Below are 16,824 nucleotides of genomic sequence, written 5' to 3'. Positions count from 1 at the left end.
ATCCATGGGCAAGCTGGCTCGTTCGTACGCGTTGTTCACCGCTTCCTTGCGGGTGCTGCGCGCCCACAAGGGCCTGGCCTGGTTCACGGTGCTGGCCGGCCTCGCCGGGCTGTTCGTCGCCGGGGCGTTCCTGACCCCGGCGTTCTTCCTCTCCCACGTCGAGATCACCGGCGGCGGCCGCCCCACGGCCGGGTCGTGGGTGCTGCTCGCCGCGTTCTACCTCGCTTCGGCGTTCGTCGCGGTCTTCTTCAACGCGGCGCTGATCTCCCAGGCCGACGTCGCGCTCCGCGGCGGCGTCCCGGGGGTCGGCGCGGGCCTGGCGGCGGCCGCGCGCCGGTGGCCGGCGCTGCTCGGCTGGGCCGCGATCTCCGCGACGGTCAGCCTGGTACTGCGTGCGATCGAGGAGCGGCTCGGCTTCCTCGGCCAGTTCGTCGCCGGGCTGATCGGCCTGGCCTGGCGGCTCACGACGTTCCTCGTGCTGCCGGTCGTCGTGCTCGAGGGCGCGGGCGTGAAGGCGGGCGTCCGGCGGTCGGTGGAGCTGTTCCGCCGGACCTGGGGCGAGAACGTCGCCGGCGGCATCGGGATCGGCCTGATCGGCTTCATCCTCAGCCTGGCGGGCTACGCCGTGCTCGTGCTCGCCGGCTTCCTGCTCGGCGGCGGCGCGGCCACTCTGTTCGTCTGCCTCGGCCTCGCGCTGGCCTGGTCGGTGCTGGTGGCCGTCTTCACCTCGACTTTGTCCGGCATCTACCAGACCGCGCTGTACCGCTACGCCGCCGAGGGCGTGGTGGCCGGCGAGTTCGCGGAGGCCGACTTCGCCGGGGTTTTCCACGCGCGTTGAGCGGGCATCCGCGCGGCCCCGGGGCGACCGGGGGCACGCGGACCCGATCCCATAGACTTTTCCCGCCTTTGACCTCTCGTGCGCCGCGTGTCCGGCGGCGCCCGAACGACCAGTCCCAGCGGACGCCGAGGAGTTATGTCCGGAGCCAAGGAAAAGGAAGCCCAGGGCGCGGTATTGGCCCCCGAGACGCTGCAGGAGGCGGTCAAGGCCGCCGAAGCGGCGTTCGCCGCCGCGACCGGGCTCGAGGCGCTGGCCGAGGTCAAGCCGGCGCACCTCGGTGACCAGGCCCCGGTGGGCCTGGCCCGCCGCGAGATCGGCGCCCTGCCCAAGCAGGAGAAGGCCGAGGCGGGCAAGCGCGTCAACGAGGCCCGGCAGGCCGTCCAGGCGGCCTTCGACGCCCGCCGCGCCGAGCTCCAGGTGGAGCGCGACGAGCGGGTCCTGCGGGAAGAGGCCGTCGACGTCACCCTGCCGTGGGACCGCGTCCCGCGGGGCGCCCGCCACCCGATCAGCACCATCTCCGAGCGCGTCGCGGACGCGTTCGTCGCGATGGGCTACGAGGTCGCCGAGGGCCCGGAGCTCGAAGCCGAGTGGTTCAACTTCGACGCGCTGAACTTCGGCAAGGACCACCCGGCCCGCCAGCTGCAGGACACGTTCTACGTCGGCGAAGAGGACTCCGGCCTGGTGCTGCGCACGCACACCTCGCCGGTGCAGGCCCGCACGCTGCTGCACCGCGACCTGCCGGTGTACGTCGTCTGCCCGGGCCGGACGTACCGGACCGACGAGCTGGACTCGACGCACACCCCGGTGTTCACCCAGGTCGAAGGCCTCGCGGTGGACAAGGGCATCACCATGGCGCACCTCAAGGGCACCCTGGACGCCTTCGCCCGCGCGATGTTCGGCGAGAGCTCCAAGACCCGCCTGCGCCCGCACTTCTTCCCGTTCACCGAGCCGTCCGCCGAGGTCGACGTCTGGTTCGAGGAGAAGAAGGGCGGCCCCGGCTGGGTCGAGTGGGGCGGCTGCGGCATGGTCAACCCGAACGTGCTGCGCGCCTGCGGCGTCGACCCCGACGTGTACTCGGGCTTCGCCTTCGGCATGGGCATCGAGCGCACCCTGCAGTTCCGCAACGGGATCCCGGACATGCGCGACATGGTGGAAGGCGACGTCCGCTTCACCCTTCCCTTCGGAACGGAGGCGTAGTGCGAGTCCCAGTCAGCTGGCTGACCGAACACCTCGATCTAGCTGAGGAGGTCACGCCGCAGGACCTGGCCGACGCCTTCGTGCGGATCGGGGTCGAGGTCGACGACCTGAGCGAGCTCGGGCCGGTCACCGGCCCGCTCGTCGTCGGCCGGGTCGCCGAGATCGAAGAGCTCACCGAGTTCAAGAAGCCGGTCCGGTTCTGCCGCGTCGACGTCGGCGAGCCCGCCGACGAAGCCGAGGAGCTCGACGACGAGGACGAAGACGAGGACGACGAAGCCGGCGAGTTCGACGAGGGCCCGCACGGCATCAAGACCCGCGGCATCATCTGCGGCGCGCGCAACTTCACCGAGGGCGACCTGGTCGTCGTCGCGCTGCCCGGCGCCGTCCTGCCCGGCGACTTCGAAATCGCCTCCCGCAAGACCTACGGCCGCATCAGCGACGGCATGATCTGCTCGGCCCGCGAGCTCGGCCTCGGCGACGACCACACCGGCATCCTCGTGCTGCCGTCGGGCACGGCGAGCCCGGGCGACGACGCCCAGGAGCTCCTCGGCCTGAACGACACGGTCATCGAGCTGGCCCCGACCCCGGACCGCGGCTACGCGCTGTCGATCCGCGGCCTCGCGCGCGAACTGTCGAACGCGCTGGACGTCCCCTTCGGCGACCCGGCACTGCTCGAGGTCCCGGCGGCCGAGGGCGACGCGTGGCCGGTCCACGTCGAGGACCCGGAAGGCTGCCCGCGGTTCGTGCTGCGCCGCGTCACCGGCCTGGACGCGACCGCGCCGACCCCGTGGTGGATGCGCCGCCGGCTGATGCTGGCCGGCATCCGGTCGATTTCGCTGGCCGTCGACGTCACGAACTACGTGATGCTCGAGCTCGGCCACCCGCTGCACGCGTTCGCCACCAAGGCCATCCAGGGCGACCTGGTGGTCCGGCGCGCCGAGGCGGGCGAGAAGCTCACCACATTGGACGACGTCGAGCGCACCCTCGACCCGGACGACATCGTCATCGCCGACGACAGCGGCGTCATCTCGCTGGCGGGCACGATGGGCGGTGCGAGCACCGAGATCACGACGGAGAGCACCGACGTGCTCCTCGAAGCGGCGCACTGGAACCCGGCCGCGATCAGCCGCACCGCGCGCCGCCACAAGCTGTTCTCGGAGGCCGCGAAGCGCTTCGAGCGGTTCACCGACCCGCAGCTGTGCCCGGCCGCCGTCGAGCTGGCCGCCCGCCTGCTGCGCCAGTACGGCGACGCCTCGATCCGTCCGGGCCGCACCGACGAGGGCGCGGTCGAGCCCAACCCGCCGGTCGTCATGCCGATCAACCTGCCGGACAAGGTCGCGGGCGTGAACTACCAGCGCGGCGTCACGGTCCGCCGCCTCACCCAGATCGGCTGCAAGGTCTCGGTGAGCACGGGCGACGACGGCACCGGCCTGGTCACGGCGATCCCCCCGAGCTGGCGCGGCGACCTGCGCCAGCCCGCCGACCTCGTCGAAGAGGTCCTGCGGCTGGAGGGCTACGACAGCATCCCGTCGACGTTGCCGGCCGCCCCGGCGGGCCGCGGCCTGACCGACGCCCAGCGGCGCGTCCGGAGCGTTTCCCGGGCCCTCGCCGAGTCTGGGTACATCGAGGTGCGCCCGTTCCCGTTCGTCAGCGACACGGTGTGGGACGCCTTCGGCCTGCCGGCGGACGACGTCCGCCGCAACGCGGTCGTGGTCCGCAACCCACTGGAGGCCGACCGCAACCGGCTGGCCACCACGCTGCTGCCGGGCCTGCTGGACACGCTGCAGCGCAACGTGTCCCGCGGGATGAAGGACGTCTCGCTGTACCACATCGGCCAGGTCGTGCTGCCCGCGCCGAACCCGCTGAAGGTCCCGGACCTCGGCGTCGAGGGGCGCCCGACCGACGAGGAGCTGGCCCTCCTGGAAGCGGCGGTCCCGCAGCAGCCCCTGCACGTCGCGGTGGTCCTCGCCGGCAACCGCCACCGCGCGGGCTGGTGGGGTGCTGGAGAACCGGCGAGCTGGGCCGACGCGGTCCAGGCCGCCCGCACGATCGCGGAGGCGGCCGGCGTCGAGCTGACGGTCCAGGCGACCGACCTCCCGCCCTGGCACCCGGGCCGCTGCGCCCAGCTCCGCGTCGGCGACTGGCCGGTCGGCCACGCCGGCGAGCTGCACCCGAAGGTGGTCGAGGCTCTCGGCCTGCCGCCGCGGACGGTCGCGATGGAGCTGGACCTGGACGCGATCCCGCTGCCGGACTCCCGCCCCGCCCCGAGCGTGTCGGGCTACCCGCCGGTGCTCCTCGACGTCGCCCTGGTGGCGAAGTCGGAAGTACCGTCGGCCGACCTCGCGGCGGTGCTGCGCGAGGGAGCGGGCGAGCTCCTCGAGGACATCACGCTGTTCGACGTGTACGCGGGCGAGCAGGTCGGCGAGGGCAAGCGCTCCCTGGCGTACAAGCTCCGATTCCGAGCAGCCGACCGCACCCTGACGGTCGACGAGGCCACCAAGGCCCGCGACGCGGCAGTGGCAGCGGCCGGCGAGCGCTTCGAGGCGGCCTTGCGCGCCTGACGGAACGCCGCCGAACGCACGAGACTGGAGGAGAGGGGCCGGGCGACCGGCCCCTCTTCGCGTTTCGGCCCGCTGGGTGCCGCACCTCGGCGGTGTCGTGGCGGTCCGGCTCCCGGCGAATCGGCGGTTCCCGGCCGTCCCGTCAGCCGATGTGCTTGAGCGCCTCCCTCCGCGACAGCCCGGACAACCCCGGGTGGTCGTCCACGAAGGACCGCACCCACTCCGGCGCCGTCTTCGCGTACTCCCGCAAAGCCCACCCGATTCCCTTGCGCAGGAAGAACTCCGGCTCGCCGATCGCCGGTTCGATCGTGCGGGTGAGCAGGTCCGTGTCGGTGTCCTCCTTCGCGCCGACCTGGCAGATGATCGCCGTCCGCCGGCGCCACAGGTCGGCGTCGGCCGCCCAGCTCAGCATCACCGGCGTGACCCGGGCGCGCTCGGCCCGCAGGATCGGCCCGACCCGGCGGATCGCGAGCTCGTCCACGTGGTCCCACCAGGCCCCGCTGACGATCATTTCCTCGTACACCGGGATCAGTTCCGCGTCCTGCCACCCCCGGTACGCCCGATACCCGGAAAGATCTATGGCCGCGTAGCGCTCTTCGCGGAATTCGGCGGTCCGCCACAACTCCAGGACGGTCGCTGAATATGTCACCCGATCGGGCAGTATGTGGTCGGCCAGTACCCGCTTGAGCAGCTCGCTGCGCTGCGGTTTCGCCACCCCGCGGAACGGCATCGCCGACTTCATGTACGCCTGCATCGCCGGCGCTTTCACCGGGTCGGCCAGCTCCGCCAGCCCGGTGCGGATCGCCTTGACCAGCCGATCGTCCACGCTCATCGGTCCTCCCTGCGCCCTCCGGCGACCCGCAGCGTACTTCCGGCCACCGACAGTTCCGGGGCTCGGCGGCGGGCGCAGGTCCCGACGAAAGGCGGATGGCGGAAGTCGCGCCGGTCGGCGAGATTGTCCAGGGTTGCCGGTAGTTTCGTCGAAATACGGCGAACTCTGTCGAATGCGGACGAAAAGGACGACTGTGAAAAGAATCGTTGCCGCCGTCGCCGCCGTGGGGCTCGCGGCCGGGCTGATGGCCGCCGCGCCCGCCGCCTCGGCGGATCCCGGGGTGCAGTTCACCCCCGCGCCGATCGCCTGGGGGCCCTGCGCGTCGGCGAGCCTCAAGGCCAACGGCGCCGAGTGCGGCTTCCTCGAGGTGCCGATGGACTACGCGAAGCCGGGCGGGGCGAAGGTCTCCGTCGCGGTGTCGCGGATCAAGCACAAGACCGCGCAGTCCCAGGGCATCATGCTGGTGAACCCGGGTGGCCCCGGCGGCTCCGGCCTCGGGCTCTCGGTGCTCGGCAAGTACGTGCCGAACCACGCGGGTGACAACTACGACTGGATCGGCTTCGACCCGCGGGGCGTCGGGTCCAGCAAGCCGTCGATCAGCTGCGACGGGAACTACTTCAGCTACAACCGGCCGGCGTACGTGCCGACCACGCCGCAGCTGGAGAAGACGTGGCTCGCCCGCTCGAAGGGGTACGCCGACGCGTGCCGCAAGAACGGCGAGATCCTCGACCACATCAAGACGACCGACGTCGCGCAGGACATGGACAGCCTGCGCAAGGCGCTGGGCGAGAAGCAGATCAACTACTACGGCTTCTCCTACGGCACCTACCTCGGCCAGGTGTACAGCACGCTGTACCCGAAGAACGTCCGCCGGATGGTGCTCGACGGCAACGTCGACCCGCGGAAGGTCTGGTACGAGGCCAACCTCGACCAGGACGTCGCCTTCGACAAGAACATCAAGATCTACTTCGACTGGCTGGCGTCCTACGACAGCGTCTACCACCTCGGCAAGACCGGTGGTGCCGTCGAGAAGCTGTGGTACGACACCCAGCGCAAGCTCGCCAAGAACCCCGCGGGCGGGGTCATCGGCGGCGACGAGTGGACCGACGTCTTCCTGCAGGCCGGCTACTACGTCTTCGGCTGGGTCGACATGGCCAAGGCCTTCGACGGCTACGTGCACAAGGGTGACTGGCAGACGCTCAAGGCGCTCTACGACGACTCGAACCCGCCTGGCGACGACAACGGGTTCGCCGTCTACCTGGGCGTGCAGTGCACCGACGTGCAGTGGCCGACCAACTGGAACAAGTGGCGCGCCGACAACTGGATCACCTACTTCAAGGCCCCGTTCGAGACCTGGGGCAACGCCTGGTTCAACGCGCCTTGCGTGTTCTGGCCGGCGAAGGCGGGCAAGCCGGTGAACATCGACGGCAGCAAGGTGGCCGGTGCGCTGCTGATCAGCGAAGAGCTCGACGCCGCCACGCCGTACGCCGGCAGCCTCGAGGTCCGAAAGCGGTTCCCGAAGTCGAGCCTGATCAGCGCGCCGGGCGGCACCACGCACGCCGGTTCGCTGTCCGGGGTGTCCTGTGTGGACGACAAGATCGCCGACTACCTGGCCACCGGCGCCCTGCCGAAGCGCCAGCCCGGCAACCACTCGGACGTCCAGTGCAGCCCGATCCCGCCGCCGGTGCCCGACGGTGCCGCCGCGCAGAAGTCGGACAGCTCCGCGAAGGCCGCCCAGGAGAAGCAGAGCACGCTGGCCCAGCTGCTGCACTTCTGAGCGCAAGTTCCACCCGGTGCCCCGGTCCGGCTCGTCCGGACCGGGGCACCGTCTTGTCCGCCGGTGTCTCATCGTCGCCTCCTCGTGACGCGGTGTGGTCGGCTGGAACGTTAGGGGAGGGGTCCGACAATTTCGGAGCGAAGTCGGCCGTGAGCAGCGCGTGGCCGAAAATTGTCGGGGGTGCGCGCTAGCTTTCGGGGCATGTCGATCATCGAAGAGCGCCGGACCGAGATCCGGGCACACGAAACCACCTACCAGATCGTGGTCGCGACCAGGACGGACCTCGACCGCGCCGAACCGACCCCCAAGGTCATGATCACGCTCGAAGCCGGCGGCCCCGGCGGCGAGCCGATCGCCGAGGGCAGCCTCGACCTGGACGTCGCGGTCGCGGCCACGGTCGCCGACCTGGTCGCGGAGGAGTTGCTCTCCGCGACCGGCGCGCCCCGGCCGACGCGGCGAAGATCCGCCGGCCGCCCCGCCCAGCAAGGCCGCCCGTGGAACGAGGAGATGGACGCGGAGCTGGAAAGCCGCTGGATCGCGGGCGAGAGCGTCGTGGAAATCGCGACGTCGTTCGAGCGCACCCCCGGCGGCATCCGCGCCCGCCTGCCCCGCGTCGGCTGCGACCCGGAGAACCCGGGCTGCTACCTCCCCGTGCCGCCGAGCAGGCGCACGGACCTGGACGGAGGCGAGCCGAGCTGAGCACCGGCGGTGGGCCGGTCCGCGGCGGACCGGCCCACCGCCCCGAGCGGGGAAGGAAATCCAGTGAGCAATCCAGTGACGAACAGCCGGCCCGCCCCGACAGTGCCGGAGCATGCAGGTGGAGGCCCGGCGGTTGTCGTGAACCGGGCCGGCCGGCACCGCAGCGAGTGCCCTCTCCGGTCCAGAGCGCCCTGGGGCCCGCCGGGCGGCCGCGTGCCGACCCAGCCCGGCGCGGGGGCGAGCGCGGCTTGTGGCGCCGGAGCGCGCTGGCGCGGGCCCGCTGGTTGCCGCCGTGGGCGGGGTCCGGCCGGCGCGAGAGCCTGGTTCCGGAACGGACCGGGGGACGCCCGGTCGTCGCCTGTCGAGCCCGGTCGGCGCGAGAGCGGGCGCGGCCGCCGTTCCCTCCTTGCCGGACAGCGCCGCCCCGGTCAGTCCGGCAAAGCCGCGCCCGCCGCCGCGTTGGCGCGGGCGCCCAGCACCTTGAGGTGTTCGACCAGTTCCACCGGTTCCTCCACCGTGAACGCGCACCCCAGGCCCAGCAGCCGGAACGCGAGCCAGTCCAAGGTGTCCGTGTGGCTTCGCCACCGGCACCGGCCGTCGCCGAGGTCGGTCAGCTCGCCGGCCGCCACGCCGAGCCGGGACGCGACCTGCGTGGCCGGTTCGGCCAGGACGGCCACCGCGCGGTACGTCGGCGCCAGGTCGTAGAGCCGGTCGAGGACGTAGGCCGCCAGGTCCGTGGCCGGCGGGCGGCGCGGGGTGGCGCGGCCGCCGGTCGCCTGGGCGTCGCGGACGCGGTCGGCGCGGAAGACACGCCAGTCCGCCCGGTCGAGGTCGTAGGCGACCAGGTACCAGCGGCGGCCCGCGGCGACCAGCCGGAGCGGCTCCGCGCGGCGCCGGGTCTCCGTCCCGTCGTTCGCCCGGTAGCGGAAGCGGACCGTCTCGTGGTTGGCGATCGCGCCGGCGAACACCGTGAGCTGGGCCGGGTCGACGACGGGCCCGGTGGCCGCCACGGCGACCGTCGCCGTGCCGATCGTGCCCACCCGGCGGCGCAACCGCGCGGGCAGCACCTGCTCCAGCTTGGCCAGAGCCCGCACCGACGCTTCCTCGATCCCGGAAACGGACTGCCCCGCCGCGGTCCGCAGTCCCACGGCGATCGCGACGGCTTCGTCGTCGTCGAGCACCAGTGGCGGCATCGCGGTGCCGGCGACCAGCCGGTACCCGCCCGCGACGCCGCGGCTGGCCTCGACCGGGTAACCCAGCTCGCGCAGCCGGTCGATGTCGCGGCGGATGGTGCGCGGGCTGACCCCGAGCCGGTCGGCCAGTTCGCTGCCCGGCCATTCCCGGGGCGTCTGGAGCAGCGAGAGCAGGCCGAGCAGCCGGGCGGGGGTGTCCGTCATGCGCTCAGCATCCCAAGGTGGCGGGCACCACTTCCCGGTAAACCTGTTTGTTTAGCCTTGCAAGGGCGTGCATAATCATGCGTATGACGGTGAACATCGCGGTGGCCGGAGCCAGCGGGTACGCGGGCGGCGAACTGCTGCGCCTGCTGCTGACCCATCCCGAGGTCGAAATCGGCACCCTCACGGCCGCCAGCAGCGCGGGCACCAGACTCGGCGGCCACCAGCCCCACCTCGTCCCCCTCGCCGACCGCGTCCTCGCCGATACGACACCGGAGACCCTCGCCGGCCACGACGTCGTCTTCCTGGCGCTGCCCCACGGGCACTCCGCCGAGATCGCGGCGCAGCTCGGCCCGGACGTCCTGGTCGTCGACCTCGGCGCCGACCACCGCCTCGCCGACGCCGCCGACTGGCAGCGCTGGTACGGCGGCGACCACGCCGGGCAGTGGCCCTACGGCCTGCCCGAACTCCCCGGCGCCCGCGAGAAGCTCGTCGGCACCAAGCGCGTCGCCGTGCCCGGCTGCTTCCCGACCGGCGGCTCGCTGGCCCTGGCGCCCGCGTTCACCGCCGGGCTGATCGAGCCGGACGTCACGGTCGTCGCGGTCACCGGCACCTCCGGCGCGGGCAAGAGCCTCAAGCCGAACCTGCTCGGCTCCGAAGTGATGGGCTCGGCGAGCGCGTACGGCGTCGGCGGCGCCCACCGCCACACCCCCGAGTTCGCGCAGAACCTCTCGGCCGTCGCGGGGGAGAAGGTCACCGTGTCCTTCACCCCGGTCCTCGCGCCGATGCCCCGCGGCATCCTCACCACGGCGAGCGCTCCGCTGAAGGGCGACGTCGACGAGGCCGCCGTCCGCGAGGCCTACGAGAAGGCCTACGACGCGGAGCCGTTCGTCCAGCTGCTGCCCGCCGGCGCCTGGCCGGCGACCGCGTCGACGCTCGGCTCGAACAACGTCCAGCTGCAGGTCGCGGTCGACACCGGCGCCCGGCGCCTGGTCGTCGTCGCCGCGATCGACAACCTGACCAAGGGCACCGCCGGCGGTGCCGTCCAGTCGATGAACCTGGCCCTCGGCCTCCCGGAAACCACCGGGCTTCCCACCGTAGGAGTGGCACCGTGACCGTCACCGGCCCCCAGGGCTTCCGCGCCGCCGGCGTCGCCGCCGGGATCAAGGCTTCCGGCGCGCTCGACCTCACGCTGGTCGTCAACGACGGCCCGCTGGACGTCGCGGCCGGCGTGTTCACCCGCAACGTCATCAAGGCCGCGCCGGTGCTGTGGTCGCAGGAGGTGCTCAAGCAGCAGCGGCTCAAGGCCGTCGTCCTCAACTCGGGCGGGGCCAACGCGGCCACCGGGCCCGGCGGCTTCCAGGACACGCACGCCACCGCCGAGAAGGTCGCCGAAGTCCTGCAGGCGGGCGCCATCGAGGTCGCCGTCTGCTCCACCGGCCTGATCGGCGAGCGGCTGCCGATGCCCGCGGTCCTGTCCGGGGTGGACTCCGCGTTCAAGGCACTCGACGCGAGCGCCGAGGCGAGCCTGAACGCCGCCACCGGCGTGATGACCACCGACACCAAACCGAAGCAGGCCTTCGCGAAGCACGACGGCGGCTGGAGCGTCGGCGGCTTCGCCAAGGGCGCGGGCATGCTCGCACCGAACCTCGCCACCATGCTCTCGGTGCTGACCACCGACGCCGTGGTGGACAAGGAAACCCTCGACCGCGCGCTGCGTGCGGCGACCCGCGTGACCTTCGACCGGCTCGACGTCGACGGCGGCACGTCCACCAACGACACCGTGCTGGTACTGGCCTCCGGCGCGAGCGGGGTCGAGCCCACCGAACTGGAGCTCACCGAGCTGCTCACCAAGGTCGGCCTCGACCTCGTGCTGCAGCTGCGCGCGGATTCCGAAGGCGCCACGAAGGACGTCAACATCACCGTCCAGGGCGCGGAATCCGAGCCCGACGCGATCGCGGTCGCCCGCACGATCGCCGAGGACAACCTGGTCAAGACCGCGCTCTTCGGCTCCGACCCCAACTGGGGCCGGATCGCGATGGCGCTGGGCCGCGTCCCGGCCCGGATCGACCCGGAGACGGTGTCGATCACGATCAACGGCGTCACCCTGTTCGCCCAGGGCATGCCGGCCGCCGACCGGACGGCGGCCGACCTCACCGCGCGGGAGATCGAAATCGTCGTCGACCTCGGCGTCGGCACCGAAGCAGCCACCATCTACACCACGGATCTTTCGCACGGTTACGTCGAAGAGAACAGCGCGTACTCCTCATGAACCAGGAGGCTCTGATTTCCGCGGACGAGAGGCTGGCGACGGCGGCCGAGAAGGCCGGGGTCCTCATCGAAGCACTGCCTTGGCTGCAGCGCTTCCACGGCGCGACCGTGGTGGTGAAGTACGGCGGCAACGCCATGATCGACGACCAGCTGAAGGCGGCCTTCGCCGAGGACATGGTGTTCCTGCGGCTGGCCGGGCTGCGCCCGGTCGTCGTCCACGGCGGCGGGCCGCAGATCACCGCGATGCTCACCCGCCTCGGCGTCGAAGGCGAGTTCAAGGGCGGCCTCCGGGTCACCACACCGGAAACGATGGACATCGTCCGGATGGTGCTCACCGGGCAGGTCAGCCGCGAGCTCGTCGGGCTGATGAACGCGCACGGGCCGTACGCGGTCGGCATCTCCGGTGAGGACGCGCGCCTGTTCACCGCCGAACGCAAGCAGGCCACTGTGGACGGTGAGCAGGTCGACATCGGGCTCGTCGGCGAGGTCGCCGAGGTCAACCCGGACGCGGTGCTCGACATCGTCAACGCCGGGCGCATCCCGGTCGTCTCCACCGTCGCCCCGGACGTCGAGGGCGTCGTGCACAACGTCAACGCCGACACCGCGGCGGGCGCGCTCGCGGCGGCCCTGGGTGCCGAGAAGCTCGTCGTGCTCACCGACGTCGAAGGCCTGTACGCGAACTGGCCCGACCGCTCGTCGCTGATCGACCGCATCCGCGTCGATCGCCTCGAGACCATGCTGCCCGGGCTGGCCAGCGGCATGATCCCGAAGATGGAGGCGTGCGTGCGCGCCATCCGCGGCGGCGTGCGCCGGGCGCACGTGATCGACGGCCGCCTCGCCCATTCGGTGCTGCTCGAGGTCTTCACCTCGCGCGGCATCGGCACCATGGTCTTCCCCGAAACGGAGCTCCCGTGACCGACCTCGAGTCCAATGCGGATGGCCAGCGGCACTGGCAGTCCGCCCTGATGGACAACTACGGCACCCCGGCGCTGACGCTCGTCCGCGGCGAAGGCGCGAAGGTGTGGGACGCCGATGGCAAGGAGTACGTCGACCTGCTCGGCGGCATCGCCGTCAACGCCCTGGGCCACGCCCACCCCGCCGTCGTCGAAGCCGTCACGACGCAGATCAAGCAGCTCGGCCACACTTCGAACCTGTACGTCAACCCGGTCACCGTCGAACTCGCCGAAGCGCTGCTCGACGTCGCCGGTCTCGCCGGCAACGGGCGGGTGCTGTTCGTCAACTCCGGCGCCGAAGCCAACGAGGCCGCGCTGAAGATCAGCCGGCTGACCGGGCGCACCAAGGTCATCGCCGCCGAGGGCGCGTTCCACGGCCGGACCATGGGCGCGCTGACGCTCACCGGCCAGCCCGGCAAGCGCGACCCGTTCAAGCCGCTGGTGCCGGGCGTGGAGCACGTCCCGTACGGGGACGTCGCGGCGCTCAAGGCGGCGGTGGACACCGACACCGCGGCCGTCTTCCTGGAACCGGTGCTGGGTGAGGCCGGGGTGTTCCCGGCACCGGACGGCTACCTGCAGGCCGCCCGCGAGATCACCAAGGCCACCGGCACGCTGCTGGTGCTCGACGAGGTGCAGACCGGCATCGGCCGGCTCGGCACCTGGTTCGGCTACCAGCAGGCCGGCATCGTCCCGGACGTGATCACCTTGGCCAAGGGCCTCGGCGGCGGGCTGCCGCTGGGCGCGGTCATCGGCGTCGGCGCGGCGGGCGAGCTGCTCAAGCCGGGTCACCACGGCACGACGTTCGGCGGCAACCCGGTGTGCTGCGCGGCCGGCCTGGCCGTGCTGAAGACCATCGCCGCGGACGGCCTCCTCGACCACGTCTCCGCGCTGGGCAAGGACATCGCGGCGGGCGTCGAGGCGCTGGGCCACCCGCTGGTCGCCGGGGTCCGCGGGGCCGGTCTGCTGCTCGGCATCGCGCTGAAGCAGCCCGTCTCGGCGGCGGTAGCGAAGGCCGTCCAGGACGCCGGCTTCCTCGTCAACCCGATCGCGCCGGAGACCGTCCGGCTCGCCCCGCCGCTCGTGCTCGACGGCGAGCAGGTCGAAGGCTTTCTCACCGCACTCCCGAACGCGTTCGACTCCACCACGAAGGACTCCGACTGATGCTCCGCCACTTCCTCCGCGACGACGACGTCAGTCCCGCCGAACAGCAGGCCATCCTCGACCTCGCCGACGCGCTCAAGGCCGACCCGCTCGGCACCAAGACGCTCGCCGGCAAGTCGATCACGGCGATCTTCGAGAAGAACTCGACCCGCACCCGGTTCTCGTTCGAGGTCGGCATCAGCCAGCTCGGCGGGCACCCGGTGATCGTCGACGGCCGCTCGATGCAGCTCGGCCGCGAGGAGACCATCGAAGACACTTCGCGGGTGCTGTCCCGATACGTCGACGGGATCGTGTGGCGGACCTTCGCGCAGAAGCGCATCGAGGCGATGGCCTCGGCGGCGTCGATCCCGGTGGTCAACGCGCTCACCGACGAGTTCCACCCGTGCCAGGCGCTCACCGACCTGATGACCATCCGGGAGCGCAAGGGGAAGCTCGCCGGGCTGACCCTCGTCTACCTCGGCGACGGCGCCAACAACATGGCGCACTCGCTGCTGCTCGCCGGGGTCACCGCCGGGATGCACGTCCGCGTGGTCTCGCCGCTCGGCTTCCAGCCCGACCAGCAGGTCATGCTCGACGCCAAGAAGCGTGGCGAAGAGACCGGCGGCACGGCCACCGTCTTCACCGACCCGTACGAGGCGGTCGCCGGCGCGGACGTGCTGGTCACCGACACGTGGACGTCGATGGGGCAGGAGAACGACGGCCTCGACCGGGTCGGCCCGTTCCGCGCGCTGCAGGTCAACGCCGAGCTGCTGAAGAAGGCCGCGGACGACGCGATCGTGCTGCACTGCCTGCCCGCGCACCGCGGCTGGGAGATCACCGACGAGGTGCTCGACGGCCCGGCCAGCGCGGTGTGGGACGAGGCCGAGAACCGCCTGCACGCCCAGAAGGCCCTCCTGGTCTGGCTCTTCGAAGAGAGCCGGCGATGACCAGCAGCCGGGTGGGGCGGCAGGCGCGGATCACCGAGCTGGTGTCGACCATGACCATCCGCAGCCAGACCGAGCTGGCCAAGCTGCTGGCCGCCGAAGGCATCGAGGTCACGCAGGCGACGCTGTCGCGCGATCTCGACGAGCTGGGCGCGGTCAAGCTGCGCGGTCCGGACTCGGGGGCGCCGGTCTACGTGATCCCCGAGGACGGCAGCCCGGTCCGCGGGGTGCAGGGCGGGACGTCGCGGCTCTCCCGGCTGCTGGCCGAACTGATGGTCTCGGCGGACTCGTCCGGCAACCTGATGGTGCTGCGGACGCCCCCGGGCGCGGCGCAGTTCCTCGCCAGCGCGATCGACCGGGCGGCCCTTGAGGAGGTCGTCGGCTCGATCGCGGGGGACGACACCGTCGCGGTCATCGCCCGGGAACCGTTGACGGGCAAGGGGCTGGCGGAGCGCTTCGCCGCACTCGCGCAGCGATCGGCGGACGAAGGAACGCCATGATCGCGATCGCCGACATCTTCCCGGCCGAGGGCGAGTTCCTCGCGCCGGACGAGGTCGTGATCACCTTCGACCGCGGGATCCCGGTGGCGATCGACGGCGAGACCGTCTCCGTCGCCGAAGCCCGCCGAATGCTGAGCGCGCGTGGCGAAGCGCAGAGAATCGGGCGCGGCGAAGCGTGCGCCGCACTCGAACGGCGGACCGGCCGCGGATATGCCAATGTCCGCCTGGTCCTGTACGACGGCCGGATCACGGTCGCCTGAACACACGAACACCGAGGAGAAACGAGAACAGTGAGCGGGAACGAGCAGCCGGTCCAGCTGTGGGGCGGCCGGTTCGCCAGCGGTCCGGCGGAGGCCATGGCCGCGCTGAGCGCGTCGACGCACTTCGACTGGCGACTGGCGCCCTACGACATCGCCGGCTCCCGCGCGCACGCCCGCGTGCTGCGCAAGGCGGGCCTGCTCACCGACGACGAGCTGACGGGCATGCTGACCGCCCTGGACGCGCTCGCCCAGGACGTCGCGTCGGGGGAGTTCACCCCGACGATCGCGGACGAGGACGTGCACACTGCCCTCGAACGCGGCCTGCTCGAACGGGCGGGCACCGAACTCGGCGGCAAGCTGCGGGCCGGCCGGTCGCGCAACGACCAGGTGGCCACGCTGTTCCGGATGTGGCTGCGCGACGCCGCCCGCCGGGTCGTCGCCGGCACCCTGGAAGTCGTCGACGCGCTGGTCTCGCAGGCGAAGCGGCACCCGGACGCGATCCTGCCCGGCCGCACGCACCTGCAGCACGCCCAGCCGGTGCTGCTCGCGCACCACCTCATGGCCCACGGCCAGGCCCTGCTGCGCGACGTCTCGCGGCTGCAGGACTGGGACGCCCGCACGGCCGAATCGCCGTACGGCTCAGGTGCTCTCGCCGGCTCGTCGCTCGGCCTCGACCCCGAGGCCGTAGCCGAGGAGCTGGGCTTCGCGACCAGCGTCGAGAACTCGATCGACGGCACCGCTTCGCGCGACTTCGTCGCCGAATTCGCCTTCGCCGTCGCCATGCTCTCGGTGAACCTGTCCCGGATCGCCGAAGAGGTGATCATCTGGAACACGGCCGAGTTCGGCTACGTGACGCTGGACGACGCCTGGGCCACCGGCAGCTCGATCATGCCGCAGAAGAAGAACCCCGACGTCGCCGAGCTGACCCGCGGCAAGGCGGGCCGGCTGATCGGCAACCTCACCGGCCTGCTGGCCACGTTGAAGGCGCAGCCGCTGGCCTACAACCGCGACCTGCAGGAGGACAAGGAGCCGGTGTTCGACTCGGTCGAGCAGCTCGAGCTCCTGTTCCCGGCGATCGCCGGCATGCTCGCCACGCTGACCTTCCACACCGACCGGCTGGCCGAGCTCGCGCCGGCCGGGTTCACGCTGGCGACCGACATCGCGGAGTGGCTGGTGCGCCAGGGCGTGCCGTTCCGCGTCGCGCACGAAGCGGCGGGCGAAAGCGTTCGCGTCGCCGAGACCCGCGGCGTCGGCTTGGACGAGCTCACCGACGAGGAGTTCGAGAAGATCAACCCCGCGCTCACGCCCGATGTGCGCGCGGTCCTCACCGTCGAAGGCTCGGTGAAGTCGCGCAACGCCCGGGGCGGGACGGCGCCGGAACGCGTGGCCGAGCAGCGCGCCCGGCTGGAGGAGCGCGTCACGGCGGCCCGTCAGTGGCTCAACTGACCCGCTGGTTAC

15 protein-coding genes are annotated in these 16,824 nt (G+C 71.9%); 13 read left to right on the top strand and 2 right to left on the bottom strand.

Translation table 11 applies throughout. From position 1 onward, the window contains the following. The first annotated feature begins 4 nt into the window (after positions 1–4). The 3 genes from AB5J73_RS44185 to pheT all read left to right on the top strand — a co-directional run bounded on the left by AB5J73_RS44185 (position 5) and on the right by pheT (position 4,596). The gene (locus AB5J73_RS44185) at positions 5–838 is read left to right on the top strand and encodes a DUF6159 family protein (protein ID WP_370965471.1); all 834 of its coding nucleotides are present in this window, start codon (positions 5–7) and stop codon (positions 836–838) included. 135 nt (positions 839–973) lie between these two features. Beyond that, a complete protein-coding gene (gene pheS, locus AB5J73_RS44180; protein ID WP_086856942.1) occupies positions 974–2,035 on the top strand; it encodes a phenylalanine--tRNA ligase subunit alpha in 1,062 nt (353 codons plus the stop codon). Next, positions 2,035–4,596: a phenylalanine--tRNA ligase subunit beta gene (gene pheT / locus AB5J73_RS44175; protein WP_370965468.1), complete on the top strand. Its 2,562-nt coding sequence runs from the start codon at positions 2,035–2,037 to the stop codon at positions 4,594–4,596. Before pheS ends, pheT begins: the two co-directional genes overlap by 1 nt. A 142-nt stretch (positions 4,597–4,738) precedes the next feature. Here pheT and AB5J73_RS44170 read toward each other — a convergent pair whose 3' ends face one another. Next, a complete protein-coding gene (locus AB5J73_RS44170) occupies positions 4,739–5,428 on the bottom strand; it encodes a DNA alkylation repair protein (protein ID WP_370965466.1) in 690 nt (229 codons plus the stop codon). 193 nt (positions 5,429–5,621) lie between these two features. On the opposite strand from AB5J73_RS44170, the gene AB5J73_RS44165 reads away from it, so the two are divergent. Both AB5J73_RS44165 and AB5J73_RS44160 read left to right on the top strand, forming a co-directional pair. Further along, positions 5,622–7,205 carry an alpha/beta hydrolase gene (locus AB5J73_RS44165; RefSeq protein ID WP_370965464.1) on the top strand — a complete coding sequence of 528 codons (1,584 nt, stop codon included), beginning with the start codon at positions 5,622–5,624 and terminating at the stop codon, positions 7,203–7,205. Between the two features lie 201 nt (positions 7,206–7,406). Further along, positions 7,407–7,904: a helix-turn-helix domain containing protein gene (locus AB5J73_RS44160; protein WP_370965462.1), complete on the top strand. Its 498-nt coding sequence runs from the start codon at positions 7,407–7,409 to the stop codon at positions 7,902–7,904. A gap of 428 nt (positions 7,905–8,332) precedes the next feature. Here AB5J73_RS44160 and AB5J73_RS44155 read toward each other — a convergent pair whose 3' ends face one another. Beyond that, positions 8,333–9,301 (bottom strand): helix-turn-helix transcriptional regulator, encoded by a 969-nt coding sequence (locus AB5J73_RS44155; protein ID WP_370965460.1) that lies wholly within the window; start codon positions 9,299–9,301, stop codon positions 8,333–8,335. Positions 9,302–9,384: 83 nt separating this feature from the next. On the opposite strand from AB5J73_RS44155, the gene argC reads away from it, so the two are divergent. From argC to argH, 8 genes are read left to right on the top strand one after another with little or no spacing between them, the layout of a single operon-like run. Beyond that, entirely contained in the window at positions 9,385–10,413 is a 1,029-nt protein-coding gene (argC, locus tag AB5J73_RS44150; RefSeq protein ID WP_370965458.1) for an N-acetyl-gamma-glutamyl-phosphate reductase, read from the top strand. Further along, the gene (argJ, locus tag AB5J73_RS44145) at positions 10,410–11,570 is read left to right on the top strand and encodes a bifunctional glutamate N-acetyltransferase/amino-acid acetyltransferase ArgJ (protein WP_370965456.1); all 1,161 of its coding nucleotides are present in this window, start codon (positions 10,410–10,412) and stop codon (positions 11,568–11,570) included. The genes argC and argJ overlap by 4 nt, the downstream gene beginning before the upstream one ends. Beyond that, the gene (gene argB / locus AB5J73_RS44140) at positions 11,567–12,484 is read left to right on the top strand and encodes an acetylglutamate kinase (RefSeq protein WP_370965454.1); all 918 of its coding nucleotides are present in this window, start codon (positions 11,567–11,569) and stop codon (positions 12,482–12,484) included. Before argJ ends, argB begins: the two co-directional genes overlap by 4 nt. After that, positions 12,481–13,683 (top strand): acetylornithine transaminase, encoded by a 1,203-nt coding sequence (locus AB5J73_RS44135; protein WP_370965452.1) that lies wholly within the window; start codon positions 12,481–12,483, stop codon positions 13,681–13,683. The genes argB and AB5J73_RS44135 overlap by 4 nt, the downstream gene beginning before the upstream one ends. After that, positions 13,683–14,609, top strand: coding sequence for an ornithine carbamoyltransferase (argF, locus tag AB5J73_RS44130; RefSeq protein WP_370965450.1), 927 nt, complete (start codon positions 13,683–13,685; stop codon positions 14,607–14,609). Before AB5J73_RS44135 ends, argF begins: the two co-directional genes overlap by 1 nt. Then, on the top strand, positions 14,606–15,106 hold the full coding sequence (locus tag AB5J73_RS44125) for an arginine repressor (protein WP_370965448.1): 501 nt from the start codon (positions 14,606–14,608) through the stop codon (positions 15,104–15,106). Before argF ends, AB5J73_RS44125 begins: the two co-directional genes overlap by 4 nt. Continuing rightward, a complete protein-coding gene (locus AB5J73_RS44120; RefSeq protein ID WP_370965446.1) occupies positions 15,103–15,366 on the top strand; it encodes an argininosuccinate synthase in 264 nt (87 codons plus the stop codon). The genes AB5J73_RS44125 and AB5J73_RS44120 overlap by 4 nt, the downstream gene beginning before the upstream one ends. Before the next feature lie 30 nt (positions 15,367–15,396). Next, entirely contained in the window at positions 15,397–16,812 is a 1,416-nt protein-coding gene (gene argH / locus AB5J73_RS44115) for an argininosuccinate lyase (protein ID WP_370965445.1), read from the top strand. The last annotated feature ends 12 nt before the right edge of the window (positions 16,813–16,824 follow it).

Source organism: Amycolatopsis sp. cg9, assembly GCF_041346945.1.
Lineage (GTDB): Bacteria > Actinomycetota > Actinomycetes > Mycobacteriales > Pseudonocardiaceae > Amycolatopsis.
This window is presented reverse-complemented; position numbering and strand designations above follow the sequence as displayed.

Coding starts and splice junctions, on each gene's coding strand:
- argC (WP_370965458.1), top strand. CDS start 9,385: ATGACGGTGAACATCGCGGTGGCCGGAGCCAGCGGGTACGCGGGCGGC.
- AB5J73_RS44170 (WP_370965466.1), bottom strand. CDS start 5,428: ATGAGCGTGGACGATCGGCTGGTCAAGGCGATCCGCACCGGGCTGGCG.
- argF (WP_370965450.1), top strand. CDS start 13,683: ATGCTCCGCCACTTCCTCCGCGACGACGACGTCAGTCCCGCCGAACAG.
- AB5J73_RS44125 (WP_370965448.1), top strand. CDS start 14,606: ATGACCAGCAGCCGGGTGGGGCGGCAGGCGCGGATCACCGAGCTGGTG.
- argB (WP_370965454.1), top strand. CDS start 11,567: ATGAACCAGGAGGCTCTGATTTCCGCGGACGAGAGGCTGGCGACGGCG.
- AB5J73_RS44120 (WP_370965446.1), top strand. CDS start 15,103: ATGATCGCGATCGCCGACATCTTCCCGGCCGAGGGCGAGTTCCTCGCG.
- AB5J73_RS44160 (WP_370965462.1), top strand. CDS start 7,407: ATGTCGATCATCGAAGAGCGCCGGACCGAGATCCGGGCACACGAAACC.
- AB5J73_RS44155 (WP_370965460.1), bottom strand. CDS start 9,301: ATGACGGACACCCCCGCCCGGCTGCTCGGCCTGCTCTCGCTGCTCCAG.
- AB5J73_RS44185 (WP_370965471.1), top strand. CDS start 5: ATGGGCAAGCTGGCTCGTTCGTACGCGTTGTTCACCGCTTCCTTGCGG.
- pheS (WP_086856942.1), top strand. CDS start 974: ATGTCCGGAGCCAAGGAAAAGGAAGCCCAGGGCGCGGTATTGGCCCCC.